The sequence below is a fragment of the Microbacterium sp. GCM10027623 genome (genome assembly GCF_042666935.1).
Lineage (GTDB): Bacteria > Actinomycetota > Actinomycetes > Actinomycetales > Microbacteriaceae > Microbacterium.
Genome location: NZ_JBHTHE010000003.1, coordinates 420,462 through 435,171 on the forward strand (window position 1 = coordinate 420,462; position 14,710 = coordinate 435,171).

A 14,710-nucleotide genomic window follows, 5' to 3' on the forward strand; every position below is an offset into this window, starting at 1 on the left:
GAGATGAAAACTATTCTCACGCGACGAAAACGTCAAATAGGACAGCATCACGAATGAGTCACGAATCGCTCCTGCTGGGCATCGACGCCGGCGGAACCTCGACCAGGGCGGTGCTGACGGACCTCCGCGGGCAGTGCTTCGGGTACGGCGTCGGAGGCCGGGGCAATCCCATCTCCGCGGGCCCGGATCGAGCAGCGGACGGTGTCCTGGATGCCATCCGGATGGCCCTCGCCGAATCGGATCGTGCCCTGTCCGACGTGTCGGTGATCGTCGCGGCGATGGCGGGCATGCGCGCATCGGGTGGTGTCGCCTGGCTGCATGACCGGCTGGTCGAGGCGGGTTTCGCCGGCCGACTCGTCTTCGAGTCCGACCTCCTCGCGACGTACTTCAGCGGCGCGGCATCCGCCTTCGGCTACGCCCTGGTGTCCGGAACGGGAGCGTGCGTCATCCGCGTGCAGGACGGACGCATCGACGGCGTCGGGGACGGGCTGGGCTGGTTGCTGGGGGACCGCGGCAGCGGCTTCTGGATCGGCCACGCGATCGCCCGTGCCGCCGTGCAGGATCTCGATGGCACGGGCCCCGCGACGAACCTCACGCCTCGAGTCCTCGCGCACTACGGTCTCGCCCGCACCGACGTGCGCGAACAGGGCAGGTGGCGAGAGCTGGAAGCGCTGGTCGGCGCGCTGTACGCGCGTCCGCCGATCGAGCTGGCGGCCTTGACGCCGCTCGCGTTCGAGGACACGGATGCCGTGGCCCACCGCATCCTCGCCGCGGCCGGCGAGCATCTCGCGGACACACTCACAGCGGTGCTCCGCGGTCCCGGACCCCTCGTGATCGGCGGCAGTGTGCTGGCACGCATGAGCCCCGTGCGGGACGCGTTCCTCGCGCGCCTCGGCGGCGCGGCTGACGGGCTGAAGCTGCATCCGGTCGGCGACGGCGCGGTCGGCGCGGCGGTGCTGGCCGTGCGCGCGGCCGGAGGCGCTCCGGATGCGGCGATCCTCGCCCGTCTCACCGAAACGGTCTCCGCGTTCCGCTGAGGCCTCAGGCCCCCGTCGCCCGGTCACCCGGGCCGTAGACTGGTGAGTCTATGAACCCTGAAGCCCTCTCCGCAGCCGTCCTCGCCGTCCTCGAACCGATCGCGGCCGAGCGACGCCCCGGCGAGGAGCTCGGGCTCACGGCATCCGACATCGTCCTGGACCGTCCGCGCAACCGCGACCACGGCGACTGGGCGACCAACATCGCGATGCGCTTCGCGAAGCGCTTGGGGACGAACCCCCGTGAGCTCGCGCAGCAGATCGCCGACGGTCTGGCCGCGGTCGGCGGCATCGCGGGTGTCGAGGTCGCCGGCCCCGGCTTCATCAACATCCGACTGGATGCCGCCGCCGCAGGGGCTCTCGCGAAGACGATCGTCGACGCGGGCGACGCCTACGGGACGAACGACTCGCAGACCGGCGTCTCGGTGAACGTCGAGTTCGTCTCGGCGAATCCCACCGGGCCGCTGCACATCGCGCACACGCGCTGGGCGGCGCTGGGCGACTCGATCGTGCGCCTGCTGCTGGCCAGCGGCGCGCACGCCGTGCGGGAGTACTACATAAACGACGCCGGTGCGCAGATGGAGCGTTTCGCGCGTTCCGTGCTGGCCGCGGCGAAGGGCGAGCCGACCCCCGAGGACGGCTACCCGGGTGCCTACATCGGCGAGCTGGCCCAGCGCGTGCTCGCCGCGCATCCTGGCCTGCTGCAGCTGCCCGAGGACGAGCAGCTGGTCGTCGCCCGCGACCAGGCCTACGAGTACCAGCTCGCCGAGATCAAGCACTCCCTCGAGCGCTTCAACGTGCCCTTCGACGTGTGGTTCTCCGAGCGCACGCTGCATGCCGCCTCCGAGGACGGCGGTCCGAGCCTCATCGATCAGGCCGTCGACCGGCTGCGTGCCCAGGGGCACGTGTTCGATGAGGACGGCGCGGTGTGGGTGCGCACCACGGACTTCACCGATGACAAGGACCGCGTCATCCGTCGCTCCAACGGTGAGTTCACCTACTTCGCCGCCGACGCGGCGTACTACCTCAACAAGGGCGACCGCGGCTTCCAGAACAAGATCTACCTGCTCGGCGCCGACCACCACGGCTACGTGAACAGGCTCAAGGCCGTCGCCGGCGCGGCGGGTGAGGACCCGGAGCGCAACATCCAGGTGCTGATCGGGCAGATGGTCTCCATCAACGGTGCACGCCTGTCCAAGCGCGCGGGCAACATCATCGAGATGGACGACCTGCTCGACTGGCTGGGCCCCGACGCGCTGCGATACTCCCTGGAGCGCTCGCCCGCCGACTCGCCGCTGGATCTGGATCCCGAGCTGCTGCAGAAGCGCACCAACGACAACCCGGTCTTCTACGTGCAGTACGCGCACGCGCGCACGCACAACGTCGCGCGCAATGCGGCCGACTCCGCCGTGGACCGTTCCGAGTTCGCGCCGGAACTGCTCACGCACGAGACCGAGAGTGCCCTGCTGGGCGCCCTGCAGGAGTTCCCTCGCCTGGTCGCCTTCGCCGCCTCGGTGCGCGAGCCGCACCGCATCGCGCGGTACCTGGAGGAGCTGGCGGGGCTCTACCACCGCTGGTACGACAACTGCCGGGTCATCCCCAAGGGCGATGACCCCATCGAGACCGTGCACCGCACTCGCCTGTGGCTGAACGACGCCGCCGGTCAGGTGCTGCGCAACGGGCTCGGACTGCTGGGCGTGTCCGCCCCCGAGCGGATGTGACATGACCGCCGCGGCACGGGGAGCGGATGCCGGAGCGCGGCGCACCCGCTGGCCATGGGTCGTTCTCGTCGTCGTCGTGGCGGTGGCCGTGCTGCTCGTCGCGGCGGAGCTGATCGCCCGGGCCGTGCTGCCGGGCATCGTGCGCTCGATCGTCGTCGAGCAGCTGGACCTGCCCTCCGATCAGCAGCTGGACGTGCAGGCGTCCGGCCTGCTGGTCCCGCAGCTGGTCACCGGCACCCTCGACGAGCTGCAGCTGGCTTCGGACGAGGTCACGATCGGCGGCATCACGGGTGCCGCGCACGTCACCGCGACCGGCGTGCCGCTGCGCGGCGGTGCCCTGCATTCGGCGAAGGGCACGGTCTCGGTCGATCAGACGCAGTTCGCCGGGCTGCTGAAGCACTCCCGGCTGCCGGATGCCGAGATCACGCTCGAGGAGCCGAACGCCACGCTGCAGGGCGACATCACCCTCCTGGGACGCACGATTCCTGTGGGGCTGACCGTGACCCCCGGCGCAGACGACGGCGACCTCCTGCTCACCCCCGTCTCCGCGACGCTGGGCGGCAACGAGCTGGATCTGCGGGCGCTCGCCGGACTCCTCGGGGACGTCGGCGAAGGTCTCGCCGGATCGCAGCGTCTCTGCATCGCCGATCAGCTGCCGGCAGGCCTGACGCTCACCGCGCTGCGCATCCAGCGCACCACGGCGGTCGCCGATTTCACCGCAGACGGCCGCATCGCCGACGATCCCGCGCTTCTCGAGAACGGCACCTGCCCCCGCTGAGCGCCGCTCCGGGCCCCTCACGCCCCCTTCGACGGCTCGGGGGAGCGAGCGGAAGCCGTCAGGTGCTCTTGTGCTCCTTCTCGACCGCCTCCTGCGCCTCACGCAGCTCGCCGGTCGCGATGCGCACGTCCTCCTCCGCCCGGCGAAGTCCCTCCTCAGCCAGCGTGCGGGCGCGGAAGCGCTCGGCCACTCGGTCGCGCTCCTCCTTCGCTGAGAGCGTGATGAACGAGCTGGCGATCAGGATGACCTGGGTGGACAGGTTCAGCCACAGCAGCAGGGCCAGCAGCGACGCGAACGATGCCAGCAGCGGATTCGCTCTCGCCCCGCCCACGAACAGTCCAGACAGCTCCTGAAGCACCAGCAGGGCGACGCCACCGACGAGGGCGCCCGCCCACAACGACTTCGCCGACGCGCGCACCCCGGACAGCATCCGGAACGCCGCCGCGATCAGCACGGCGTTCAGCGCCAGCACCACCACCAGCGAGAGCCCGCGCACCGTCCACAGCACCGCCGCCGAGGAACTCGGCAGGCCGACTGCCGCCGCGAGCGCGTCGACGACGAGTCCGCTGGCGAAAGTCAGCGCGGCAGCGGCGACGAACGTGCCCGCGATGATGAGCGCGAGCAGGACGTTGCGCAGGATCACCTTGAACCAGACGACATCGGCGTGCACGGTGCCGGCCACGCTGCGGATGGCGATGCGCAGAGAACTGATCGCGCCCAGCGCCGAGCCGATCAGACCGACCAGCGAGATGATCCCGGCGATCGAGAGCCCGGCGGGTGCGCGGATGTCGGCGAGGTCGACGATCCCCTCCCCATCACCCGTGGCGATCAGCCCGGGCACCGCGGCATCCACCGCGGTCACGACCGCGTCCCAGGCGACGTCGTCGCCGGACAGCCACAGCGCGGCGATGGAGAACCCGAGCAGAACCGCCGCGAACACGCTGAACAGTGCCCGATACGTGACCGCGTCCGCCAGCACAGGACCCCGACGCCCGATGTATCGCAGTATCGCGCGCACCAGTCGCCACTGCAGGAGTCGCGCGATGGTCGCTTTGGAGACGCGCGAGAAGAAGCCCGGTTGCGGGGAGTCGGTACGGCTGCTCATCTGCATCAACATAGTCACCGGCCGGAACATAGCCAGGGGGGTTGCGCCGATGTCCTAGAATCGGGTCAGCCTCGCCGTGCGCCCGATGCCCGAGGACTCGTCCCCATGATTGGTGTTCTGTGCAGTCAGCTGTCTCCTCGCCCGCCCCGGGATGGCTCGTCGTCCCCGACGACGCCGACGACCTGGTGCCCGCGGTCTGGCCGGCCTCTGCCGAGCGCGACTCGGACGGCGTGCTGATCATCGGAGGCGCTTCCGCCGATGCCCTCGCCCGCACCTACGGCACACCGCTGCAGGTGATCGACGAGGGGGAGGTGCGCCGTCGCGCATCCCGCATCCGGTCGGCCTTCGACGACGCAGCCGCCGCGCACGGCACCACTGCCCGCGTGTACTACGCAGGCAAGGCGCTGCTGAACACCACGATCGTTCGCTGGGTGATGGAGGAAGGGCTGAACCTCGACGTCTGCACGGGAGGCGAGCTGGAGGTCGCCCTCGCCGGGGGAGCGGATGCCGCACGCCTGGGCTTCCACGGGAACAACAAGTCGGTGGCGGAGCTCGAGCGGGCGGTCGAGGTCGGCGTCGGCACCATCGTCATCGACAGCGAGATCGAGATCGAACGCCTCGCGGCGATCGTGGCCCGCACCGGCGCCTCGCAGCGTGTGATGCTGCGCGTCAACAGCGGCGTGCACGCCGAGACGCATGACTTCCTCGCCACGGCGCACGAGGATCAGAAGTTCGGCACCCCGCTCACGCAGGCCCCGGCACTGGTCGCGCGAATCCGTGAGATCGAGGGACTCGACTTCGTGGGGCTGCACTGCCACATCGGCTCGCAGATCTTCGGCGTCGCCGGATTCCGCGAGTCCGCCGCGCGCGTGCTCGACCTGCACGAGCAGCTGCTCGCCGGAGGCGACGTCCCGCACCTGAACCTCGGCGGCGGCTTCGGCATCGCGTACACCCGTGTCGATTCGCCCGAGCCGATCGAGAATCTCGCGGACGGCATCGTCTCGGCGGTCGCCGAAGGGTGCGCGGCCCGTGGGATCAGCATCCCCGTGCTCTCGTTCGAGCCCGGTCGCGCGGTCGTCGGCAACGCCGGCGTCACCCTGTACGAGGTCGGCACCGTCAAGGACGTCGCACTCGACAGCGGCAGCCGGCGGTACGTGAGTGTCGACGGTGGAATGAGCGACAACGCGCGTCCCGCTCTGTACGGCGCGCAGTACTCCGCCCGACTCGCCGCACGCCTCGGCGGCGCGGACCCCGTGCTCGTGCGCGTCGTCGGCAGGCACTGCGAATCCGGCGACATCGTCGTCGATCACGAGTACCTGCCCGGCGATGTCGCTCCCGGCGACCTTCTCGCGGTACCCGCGACCGGTGCCTACTGCGCACCGCTGTCGAGCAACTACAACCATGTGCCCCGTCCTCCGATAGTCGCCGTGAACGACGGCGAGTCCCGGGTGATCGTGCGCGGCGAGAGCCTGTCCGACCTGCTGGCGCGCGACGCCGGCATCGACAGGTGACCGGCCGCAGACACCGGGCGTGCGAACGTCGCCGCCCATGACAGACCTGACTGACTGACGTGCTGAGGAGTGCAGATGACCGAGTACCGACGACTTCGCGTGGCGCTGCTGGGCGCCGGAGCCGTGGGATCGCAGGTGGCCGACCTCCTGCTGCGACACGCTGACGAGCTGGCCGACCGTGCCGGTGCGCGCCTGGATCTCGCCGGCATCGCGGTGCGCGATGTCGACGCGCCGCGTGATGTGGATCTCCCCAAGGAGCTGTTCACCACTGACGTCGAGACCCTGATCACCGGGTCGGACATCGTCATCGAGCTGATGGGCGGCATCGAGCCGGCCCGCTCGCACATCCTGCTGGGGCTCGGATCCGGCGCCGATGTCGTCACCGCCAACAAGGCGCTGCTCGCCACCCATGGTCCCGAGGTGTACGAGGCCGCCGACCGGGTGGGAGCGTCCGTGTACTACGAGGCCGCCGCCGCCGGTGCGATCCCGATCATCCGGCCCCTGCGCGATTCTCTGGCCGGTGACAGGGTGGTGCGCATCATGGGCATCGTGAACGGCACGACGAACTACATCCTGGACCGGATGGACTCCGAGGGAGCCGACTTCGCCGACGTGCTGGCGGACGCCCAGCGGCTGGGGTACGCCGAGGCCGACCCCACGGCGGATGTCGAGGGCTACGACGCCGCGCAGAAGGCGGCGATCCTGGCGAGCCTGGCGTTCCACACCGCTGTCCCGCTGGACGCCGTGCACCGGGAGGGGATCACCACGATCACCGCCGCCATGATCGAGGAGGCCCGCGAGGCAGGATTCGTCATCAAGCTGCTCGCCGTCTGCGAGAGGCTGAACGACGAGAACGGCGAGTCGATCTCGGTGCGGGTGTACCCGGCTCTCGTGCCCCGGTCGCACCCCCTGGCGTCTGTGCACGGCGCGAACAACGCCGTCTTCGTCGAGGCCGAGGCCGCCGGTTCGCTGATGTTCTACGGCGCCGGCGCCGGCGGCGTGCAGACCGCGTCGGCCGTGCTCGGCGACGTGGTCTCGGCCGCACGACGTCACATCGCCGGAGGCACGGGCGTGGGGGAGTCCACCCGGGCGAACCTCCCCGTCGCGCCGATCGGCCACGTGACCACCCGCTACCAGATCACCCTCGAGGTCGCCGATGAGCCGGGTGTGCTCGCCACCATCGCACGGCTGCTCAGCGAGGGCGGCGTGTCAGTCGCGACCCTCGTTCAGACAGGCACCCCCACCGAGGACGGCGCGGCGGACACGGCACGCCTGATCATCGGTACGCACCGCGCCTCGGACAGCGCCCTCAGCGCGGCGGTGGAGCGGCTCACCGCAAGCGACGTCGTCGAGCACGTGGTCTCCGTGCTGCGCGTCGAAGGGGAATGACCGTGGGCGTCACCGTCGTGCCGGCGGACATGGAGCCCGTCGTCACCTCGGCATCCGCTCCGGACGATGCCCTGCGCACGGTCACGGTGACCGTGCCGGCCACCAGTGCGAACCTGGGACCCGGTTTCGACACGCTCGGACTCGCGCTGAGCATCTACGACACGATCACGGTCTCGGCGTTCTCCGACGACCGGCTCGACATCGAGGTCACCGGCTCCGGTGCGGAGCAGATCCCGCGGGATGCGAGCAACCTCGTGGTCCGTTCGATCGCCCACGCCTACGCCGACTCCGGACGCGCGATGCCTGGCCTGCGCATCAGCGCCGAGAACGGGGTGCCGCACGGCCGCGGGCTGGGCTCCTCCGGGGCGGCCGTGACCGCAGGGATCCTCATCGCCAAGGGACTCTTGGCGGAGGACGTCGACCTCGACGACACGACCCTGCTTCGTCTGGCCACCGAGCTGGAAGGGCACCCCGACAACGTCGCCCCGGCGCTGTTCGGCGGGCTCACGATCGCATGGACGGGTGAGAACGGCCCGCAGCACAAGAAGCTGCTCGTGCACCGCGGCGTGGCGCCGGTCGTCTTCGTCCCCGGCTTCACGATGTCGACGTCACTGGCCAGATCGCTGCAGCCGCCGCACGTGCCGCGGGAGGACGCGGTGTTCAACGTCTCCCGCTCGGCGCTGCTGGTCGCCGCGCTCACGCAGAGCCCGGAACTGCTCCTGGACGCCACCGCGGACCGGCTGCATCAGGACTATCGCGGCGCCGCGATGCCCGAGACCCTGCGTCTCGTGCAGGCGCTGCGCGCACAGGGCCACGCGGCCGTCGTCTCGGGCGCCGGCCCCAGTGTCCTCGTGCTCGCCGACGGACCGGGCGAGCGCCAGCGATCCGTCGATGTCGCCGATGCCGTCACGGACACCCCGTGGGACGCGCACATGCTCGCCGTCGACGTGCGTGGTGGTACAGTTAGGGATCGAGCGGAGGGCTCCACGTAAGTTCGTGAATCTGGCCCCGTCGCACTTCTGCGAAATCCGCACGCGATCCCCAAGTGCCATCCAGGTTCTTGCAGGCAGGCGCTCTGCGTCGGCGCGTGTGACGTGCAGCTTCTGCTGCGCATTCTCTGGATTGCTCATTTCCCACGACATATGAGGGAGTACTCGTGGAGAACTTCTCCGAGACCCAGACCGACCAGGCGACCGCTGACCCGGTCGCCACCGAGACCAAGGCGCCCGCACGCAAGCGCGCGCCGCGGCGTGCCACCACAGCCTCTGCGGCCGCGGCTGCATCCGCATCCGAGGCGCCGACCGCCGAGGCACAGGCACCCGCCGCCGATGCACAGCAGACCGCATCCGCGCCCGCTGCTGCTCCGGAGGCCGTGACGGCGCCGGATGCCGCGGCGGAGAAGCCGAAGACTCCGCGCCGCACGCGCGCGAAGAAGGCCGATGCCGAGGCACTCGACATCCCCGCGGACGACAAGGCTCCCGCGGGCGACGCAGCTCCTGCCGCTGACAAGGCTCCTGCCGCGGACGAGTCGGGCGCGCCCGATGCTGACGAAGCGCCGGCCAAGCCTGCCCGCAAGCGCGCCGCGCGCGCATCGAGCAAGACCGCCGACGAGGGGGAGACCGCCGCGGAGGCGGCGACGCCCGTCGATGAATCCGAGACCGCCGAGCCGGCGAAGCGCCCGGCCCGCGGCCGTCGCGGCGCCAAGAGCACCGATGTGCAGGACGAGGCTGCGGATGCCGCAGCCGAGAGCTCGGACGCCTCCGGCTCCGAGAAGGGCTCCGATCGCGGTTCCGACAAGAGCTCGGACCGCAGGTCGGACAAGGGCTCCGACCGCAAGTCCGACAAGGGCTCCTCCGACAAGGGCTCCTCCGATGGCGAGCAGAACGGCTCGTCGGATGACGACTCCTCCGGCGACGGCGACGGATCCGGTCGTGGCCGCGGACGCAACCGCAACCGCAGCCGTGGGCGCGGCAACGGCAGCCAGAGCAACGGCAGCCAGGGCGGTGGCAGCAGCCAGAACGGTGCGCAGGACCACGGTCACGGTGATGACGAGTCCGGCTCCGGGCGCACCCGCCAGCGCAACAAGCGTCGTGGCGGCGGCAACCAGAACGCCGACGAGTTCGAGACCGAGATCGGCGAGGACGACGTCCTGATCCCGATCGCGGGCATTCTCGACGTGCTCGACAACTACGCCTTCGTGCGCACCACCGGCTACCTCGCCGGTGCGAGCGACGTGTACGTCTCGCTCGGACAGGTGAAGAAGTACAACCTGCGCAAGGGCGACGCCATCGTCGGCGCCATCAAGCAGCCGCACGAGGGCGAGCAGCAGGGCCGTCAGAAGTACAACGCGCTCGTCAAGGTGGACTCGATCAACGGGCTGTCGCCCGAGGATGCCGGAACCCGCCTCGAGTTCGGCAAGCTCACCCCGCTGTACCCGCAGGAGCGGCTCCGGCTCGAGACTGTTCCCGAGAAGCTCACCCAGCGGATCATCGACCTGGTCGCCCCGATCGGCAAGGGCCAGCGCGGTCTCATCGTCGCGCCTCCCAAGGCGGGCAAGACCATCGTGCTGCAGCAGATCGCGAACGCCATCGCGCAGAACAACCCCGAGGTCCACCTCATGGTCGTCCTCGTCGATGAGCGCCCGGAAGAGGTCACCGACATGGAGCGCACGGTGAAGGGCGAGGTCATCGCCTCGACCTTCGACCGTCCCGCCGAGGACCACACCACCGTCGCCGAACTCGCCATCGAGCGCGCCAAGCGCCTGGTGGAGCTCGGCCGCGACGTGGTCGTGCTGCTGGACTCGATCACCCGTCTGGGCCGCGCCTACAACATCGCGACCCCCACCTCGGGCCGTGTGCTCACCGGTGGCGTGGACGCGGCGGCCCTGTACCCGCCGAAGCGATTCTTCGGTGCCGCGCGGAACATCGAGAACGGCGGATCGCTCACGATCCTCGCGACCGCGCTGGTCGAGACCGGTTCCAAGATGGACGAGGTCATCTTCGAGGAGTTCAAGGGCACCGGAAACAGCGAGCTGCGCCTGTCGCGCGCGCTGGCCGACAAGCGCATCTTCCCGGCCGTCGACGTCAACGCGTCGAGCACCCGTCGCGAGGAGATGCTGCTCTCGGCCGACGAGGTCAAGATCACGTGGAAGCTGCGCCGCGCCCTCGCGGGCCTGGACCCCCAGCAGGCGCTGGAGGTCGTTCTGGGCAAGCTGAAGGAGACGAGCTCGAACGTCGAGTTCCTCTTCCAGATGCAGAAGTCGATCCCGACGCCGCCCTCCACCGGTTCCAGCCACGGTCACGAGAACAACATCCGCTGATTCTGCACGACGGGAGCGGCGGGATGTTCGAGTCCGTCCAGACGCTGATCGACGAGCATCGCCGGGTTCAGGAGGAGCTGTCCGACCCGGCGGTGCACGCCGATGCGGTGCGCGCGAAACGCGTGAATCGGCGCTACGCCGAGCTCAGCCGCATCGTCGCCGCGCACGAGGCGTGGTCGGCGGCGGGGGAGGATCTGGACGCGGCACGCGAACTCGCGCGTGAGGACGCGGCGTTCGCCGAAGAGGTTCCCTCTCTCGAGGAGCGCCTGCGCGTCGCACAGGAGAAGCTGCGGCGCCTGCTGATACCTCGTGACCCCGATGACGCGCGAGACGTGATCATGGAGATCAAGGCCGGGGAGGGCGGTGCCGAGTCGGCGCTGTTCGCCGCGGATCTGCTGCGCATGTACATGCAGTACGCCGCCCATCGCGGCTGGAAGACCGAACTGCTCGAGCGGAACGAGTCCGACCTCGGCGGTTACAAGGACGTCCAGGTCGCGATCAAGGGCTCATCGGCCGATCCCTCACAGGGCGTCTGGGCGCACCTGAAGTACGAGGGCGGCGTGCACCGCGTGCAGCGCGTCCCCGCCACCGAATCGCAGGGCCGCATCCATACCTCGACCACCGGGGTGCTGGTGTTCCCCGAGGTCGACGCGCCCGAGGAGATCCAGATCGATCCGAACGACCTGAAGATCGATGTGTACCGCTCTTCCGGCCCGGGCGGTCAATCCGTCAACACGACCGACTCCGCGGTGCGCATCACGCACGTGCCCACGGGGATCGTCGTATCGATGCAGAACGAGAAGTCGCAGCTGCAGAACCGCGAAGCCGGCATGCGCGTGCTGCGCGCCCGCCTGCTGGCCAGGCAGCAGGAGGAGCTGGACGCCGCGGCCTCCGATGCCCGCCGCTCGCAGATCCGCGGGATGGACCGCTCCGAGCGCATCCGCACCTACAACTTCCCGGAGAACCGCATCGCCGACCACCGCACCGGCTACAAGGCCTACAACCTGGACCAGGTGATGGACGGCGCACTCGATCCGATCATCGAATCCTGCATCGAGGCCGACGAGGCGGAGCGCCTCGCCTCGCTCGGTGGCTCCTGACAGCTGCCCCCGTTCCAAGACCGTCTGTGGGGCGCAAACGCGCCCTTCAGCCGCGTTGAAAGCGACATCTGCGCCCCATGGACGGTCACTTGTGGATAAGTCCTGAGGCTCCGGCTGGCTTCGCTGCATGGTTGTCCCATGCCCGCTTCTCGCAGACCGCTCCCGGAGGAACTCGGTCCGCTCTTCACCATCGCCGATGCTCGGGAAAAGGGGATCGGCCGCTCACGTCTGAGTGGCGGCGATCTTGCCGCACCGTTCCATGGAATGCGCATGCGCATCTCGGAATCGGTGACTGTCGGCACAACCGGCTGTGAGGGTGCGGATGCTGTCGCGGACGATCCGAGGAGAACCCACCACCTGCAGCGTATGCAGCAGTTCCTGCCGGTGCTTGGGCCGACGGCCTTCTTCTGCGGTCCGAGTGCTGCGTTCTACTGGGGAATCCCACTCCCACCGCGCGACTGGACCGATCTGCATGTCGGTCGGTACCGTCCGAACCGCCCGCCGCGCCGCGAGGGGGTGCGAGGGCACAAGTTCACCTCGGGGTTCGTCACGGTCGTCGAGATCGGGGACCTCCGGCTGACCGATCCGGCGAGCACGTGGGCGACGCTGGGGACTCACCTCAGCCAGGACGACCTCACGGCTGCTGCCGACTGCATCCTGCGCATCCCGCGATATCCCGGCGGCTTTCAGACGATCGACACGACGCCCATGGCGGTGCGATCCGATCTCGAACAGGCAGCTGATCGAAAGGGACGCCCGGCGGCGCCCAAACTGCGTCGAGCGTTGGCGGATGCCAGGACGGGTGCGTCGTCACCGCCGGAGACGAGGATCCGGCTTCTGGTCCGCGATGCCGGATTGCCGGAGCCCGTGCTCGATCACGATGTCTACGACCGTCGTGGTCGATGGCTCGGATGCAGCGAGCTCGCCTACCCGGAACGGAAGATCGCGATCGAGTACGAGAGCGACGGGCATCTCACACGCAGGCAATTGCAGCGGGACATCGACAAGTACCAGGCCTATGCGGAAGCCGGATGGCAGACCGTGCGTCTGACATCCCAGCACGTCTTCCGAGAACCCGCCGAAGCCGTGCGCCGCATCCGCAGCGCTTTGAATCGCTGACAGACCTTGGGCAGGCAAACCACCCGGCTGTGGGGCGCGAATGCCTTATTCGGCCCCGCTGAAACCGACCTCTGCGCCCCACAGACGGGCTTTGACGGGGGATCAGATGATGTACTCGGGCGCCTGCAGCAGGGCTCGGGAGTCGTCGGATCCGTCACGCGGCCGGGCCTTCGCCGGCATGCCGACCAGCACGCTGTCCGGGGGCGAGTCGCGGGTGACGACGGCATTGGCCCCGACGACCGAGCGGGCGCCGACCCGCACCGGGCCGAGGATCTTCGCGCCCGCCCCGACCGCCACGCCGTCCTCCAGTGTCGGATGCCGCTTGCCGTGATTCCGGGTGCGGCCTCCCAGAGTGACACCGTGGTACAGCATCACGTCGTCGCCGATCTCCGCGGTCTCGCCGATCACGACGCCCATGCCGTGGTCGATGAAGAACCGGCGGCCGATGCGCGCGCCCGGGTGGATCTCGATGCCGGTCAGCCAGCGCGTGAGCTGCGAGCCGGCACGAGCAGGGAGGCGCAGACCGCGCCGCCAGAGCGCATGCCAGACGCGGTGCGCCCAGATCGCGTGCAGACCGGAGTACAGCACGGCGACCTCGAGGCCGTTGCGCGCGGCGGGGTCACGCGTGCGCGCGGCCGCGATGTCTTCGCGGACCCGGGAGACGACGCCCATGTCGGAAGCCGTCAGTCCTTCGGCTTGTCGCGCAGATCCTCGAACAGCGCGGTGGAGATGTAGCGCTCACCGGTGTCGGGGATGACGACGACGATGGTCTTGCCGGCGTTCTCCGGTCGTTCGGCGACCTTCAGCGCAGCCCAGACGGCCGCGCCGGCGGACATGCCCACCAGCAGGCCCTCCTTGACGGCCAGATCCCGCGCTGTGCGCAGCGAATCATCGAACTCCACGGGGAACACCTCGTCGAGCACGTCGCGGTCCAGCACGTCCGGGACGAAGTTCGGGCCGATGCCCTGGATGCGGTGGGGTCCGGGGTGGCCCTCGCTGAGCACGGGGGAGTCCTTCGGCTCGACCGCGATCACGCGGACGTCGGGCTTGACCGCCTTCAGCGCCTGTCCGACGCCCGTCACGGTGCCGCCGGTGCCCACACCCGCGATGAAGATGTCGACGTCGCCGTCGGTGTCGCGCAGGATCTCGGGGCCGGTCGTCTCGCGGTGAATACGAGGGTTGGCGGCGTTCTCGAACTGACGGGCCCAGACGGCATCCGGGTTCTCCGCCAGGATCTCCTTGAGCACCTCGATCGATCCGGTCATGCCCTTCGTCGGGTCGGTGAGCACGATCTCCGCGCCGAAGGCGCGCAGCAGCACACGACGCTCCTTGGACATGGAGGCGGGCATGGTCAGGATCACCTTGTAGCCGCGGGCGGCTCCCACCATTGCGAGCGCGATGCCGGTGTTGCCGCTGGTGGCCTCGACGATCGTGCCGCCCGGCTTGAGCTGTCCCGACGCCTCGGCGGCGTCGACCATCGCGATCCCGATGCGGTCCTTGACGCTGGAGGCCGGATTGTAGAACTCCAGCTTCGCCAGCACGGTCGCGTTCAGACCCTCGGTCACGCGGTTCAGCCGCACCAGCGGGGTGTTGCCGAACGCGGTGGTGATATCGGAGTGGATGCCGGCCATGGG

The 14,710-nt window shown here is 69.6% G+C and carries 12 protein-coding genes; 9 read left to right on the forward strand and 3 right to left on the reverse strand.

Features of this window, described 5'->3' with window-relative positions; translation table 11 throughout:
* The first annotated feature begins 53 nt into the window (after nt 1–53).
* The 3 genes from ACFQY2_RS14420 to ACFQY2_RS14430 are packed head-to-tail and all read left to right on the forward strand — an operon-like array spanning nt 54 to nt 3,533.
* Nucleotides 54–1,037 carry an N-acetylglucosamine kinase gene (locus ACFQY2_RS14420; RefSeq protein WP_378746602.1) on the forward strand — a complete coding sequence of 328 codons (984 nt, stop codon included), beginning with the start codon at nt 54–56 and terminating at the stop codon, nt 1,035–1,037.
* A 50-nt stretch (nt 1,038–1,087) separates the two neighbouring features.
* Nucleotides 1,088–2,755 carry an arginine--tRNA ligase gene (argS, locus tag ACFQY2_RS14425; RefSeq protein WP_378746604.1) on the forward strand — a complete coding sequence of 556 codons (1,668 nt, stop codon included), beginning with the start codon at nt 1,088–1,090 and terminating at the stop codon, nt 2,753–2,755.
* A 1-nt stretch (nt 2,756) separates the two neighbouring features.
* Complete coding sequence (locus tag ACFQY2_RS14430) at nt 2,757–3,533, forward strand: DUF2993 domain-containing protein (RefSeq protein WP_378746605.1); 777 nt, start codon at nt 2,757–2,759, stop codon at nt 3,531–3,533.
* A 58-nt stretch (nt 3,534–3,591) separates the two neighbouring features.
* Here the strand turns inward: ACFQY2_RS14430 and ACFQY2_RS14435 are convergent, their stop codons facing one another.
* Nucleotides 3,592–4,638, reverse strand: coding sequence for a YihY/virulence factor BrkB family protein (locus ACFQY2_RS14435; protein WP_378746606.1), 1,047 nt, complete (start codon nt 4,636–4,638; stop codon nt 3,592–3,594).
* Nucleotides 4,639–4,757: 119 nt separating this feature from the next.
* Here ACFQY2_RS14435 and lysA point away from each other — a divergent pair, with 119 nt between their 5' ends.
* From lysA to ACFQY2_RS14465, 6 genes are all read left to right on the forward strand, one after another.
* Nucleotides 4,758–6,149: a diaminopimelate decarboxylase gene (gene lysA, locus ACFQY2_RS14440; RefSeq protein ID WP_378746608.1), complete on the forward strand. Its 1,392-nt coding sequence runs from the start codon at nt 4,758–4,760 to the stop codon at nt 6,147–6,149.
* Between the two features lie 75 nt (nt 6,150–6,224).
* Entirely contained in the window at nt 6,225–7,538 is a 1,314-nt protein-coding gene (locus tag ACFQY2_RS14445; protein ID WP_378746610.1) for a homoserine dehydrogenase, read from the forward strand.
* Between the two features lie 29 nt (nt 7,539–7,567).
* The gene (gene thrB, locus ACFQY2_RS14450; protein ID WP_378746806.1) at nt 7,568–8,530 is read left to right on the forward strand and encodes a homoserine kinase; all 963 of its coding nucleotides are present in this window, start codon (nt 7,568–7,570) and stop codon (nt 8,528–8,530) included.
* A gap of 164 nt (nt 8,531–8,694) precedes the next feature.
* On the forward strand, nt 8,695–10,857 hold the full coding sequence (gene rho / locus ACFQY2_RS14455; protein WP_378746611.1) for a transcription termination factor Rho: 2,163 nt from the start codon (nt 8,695–8,697) through the stop codon (nt 10,855–10,857).
* 23 nt (nt 10,858–10,880) lie between these two features.
* Nucleotides 10,881–11,957 (forward strand): peptide chain release factor 1, encoded by a 1,077-nt coding sequence (gene prfA / locus ACFQY2_RS14460; RefSeq protein WP_378746612.1) that lies wholly within the window; start codon nt 10,881–10,883, stop codon nt 11,955–11,957.
* A 516-nt stretch (nt 11,958–12,473) separates the two neighbouring features.
* The gene (locus ACFQY2_RS14465) at nt 12,474–13,076 is read left to right on the forward strand and encodes a hypothetical protein (RefSeq protein ID WP_378746613.1); all 603 of its coding nucleotides are present in this window, start codon (nt 12,474–12,476) and stop codon (nt 13,074–13,076) included.
* Between the two features lie 102 nt (nt 13,077–13,178).
* Here the strand turns inward: ACFQY2_RS14465 and epsC are convergent, their stop codons facing one another.
* Together epsC and cysK are read right to left on the reverse strand one after the other, a co-directional pair.
* Entirely contained in the window at nt 13,179–13,748 is a 570-nt protein-coding gene (gene epsC, locus ACFQY2_RS14470) for a serine O-acetyltransferase EpsC (protein ID WP_378746615.1), read from the reverse strand.
* Between the two features lie 11 nt (nt 13,749–13,759).
* Complete coding sequence (gene cysK / locus ACFQY2_RS14475; protein ID WP_378746616.1) at nt 13,760–14,707, reverse strand: cysteine synthase A; 948 nt, start codon at nt 14,705–14,707, stop codon at nt 13,760–13,762.
* Nucleotides 14,708–14,710 lie beyond the last annotated feature (3 nt).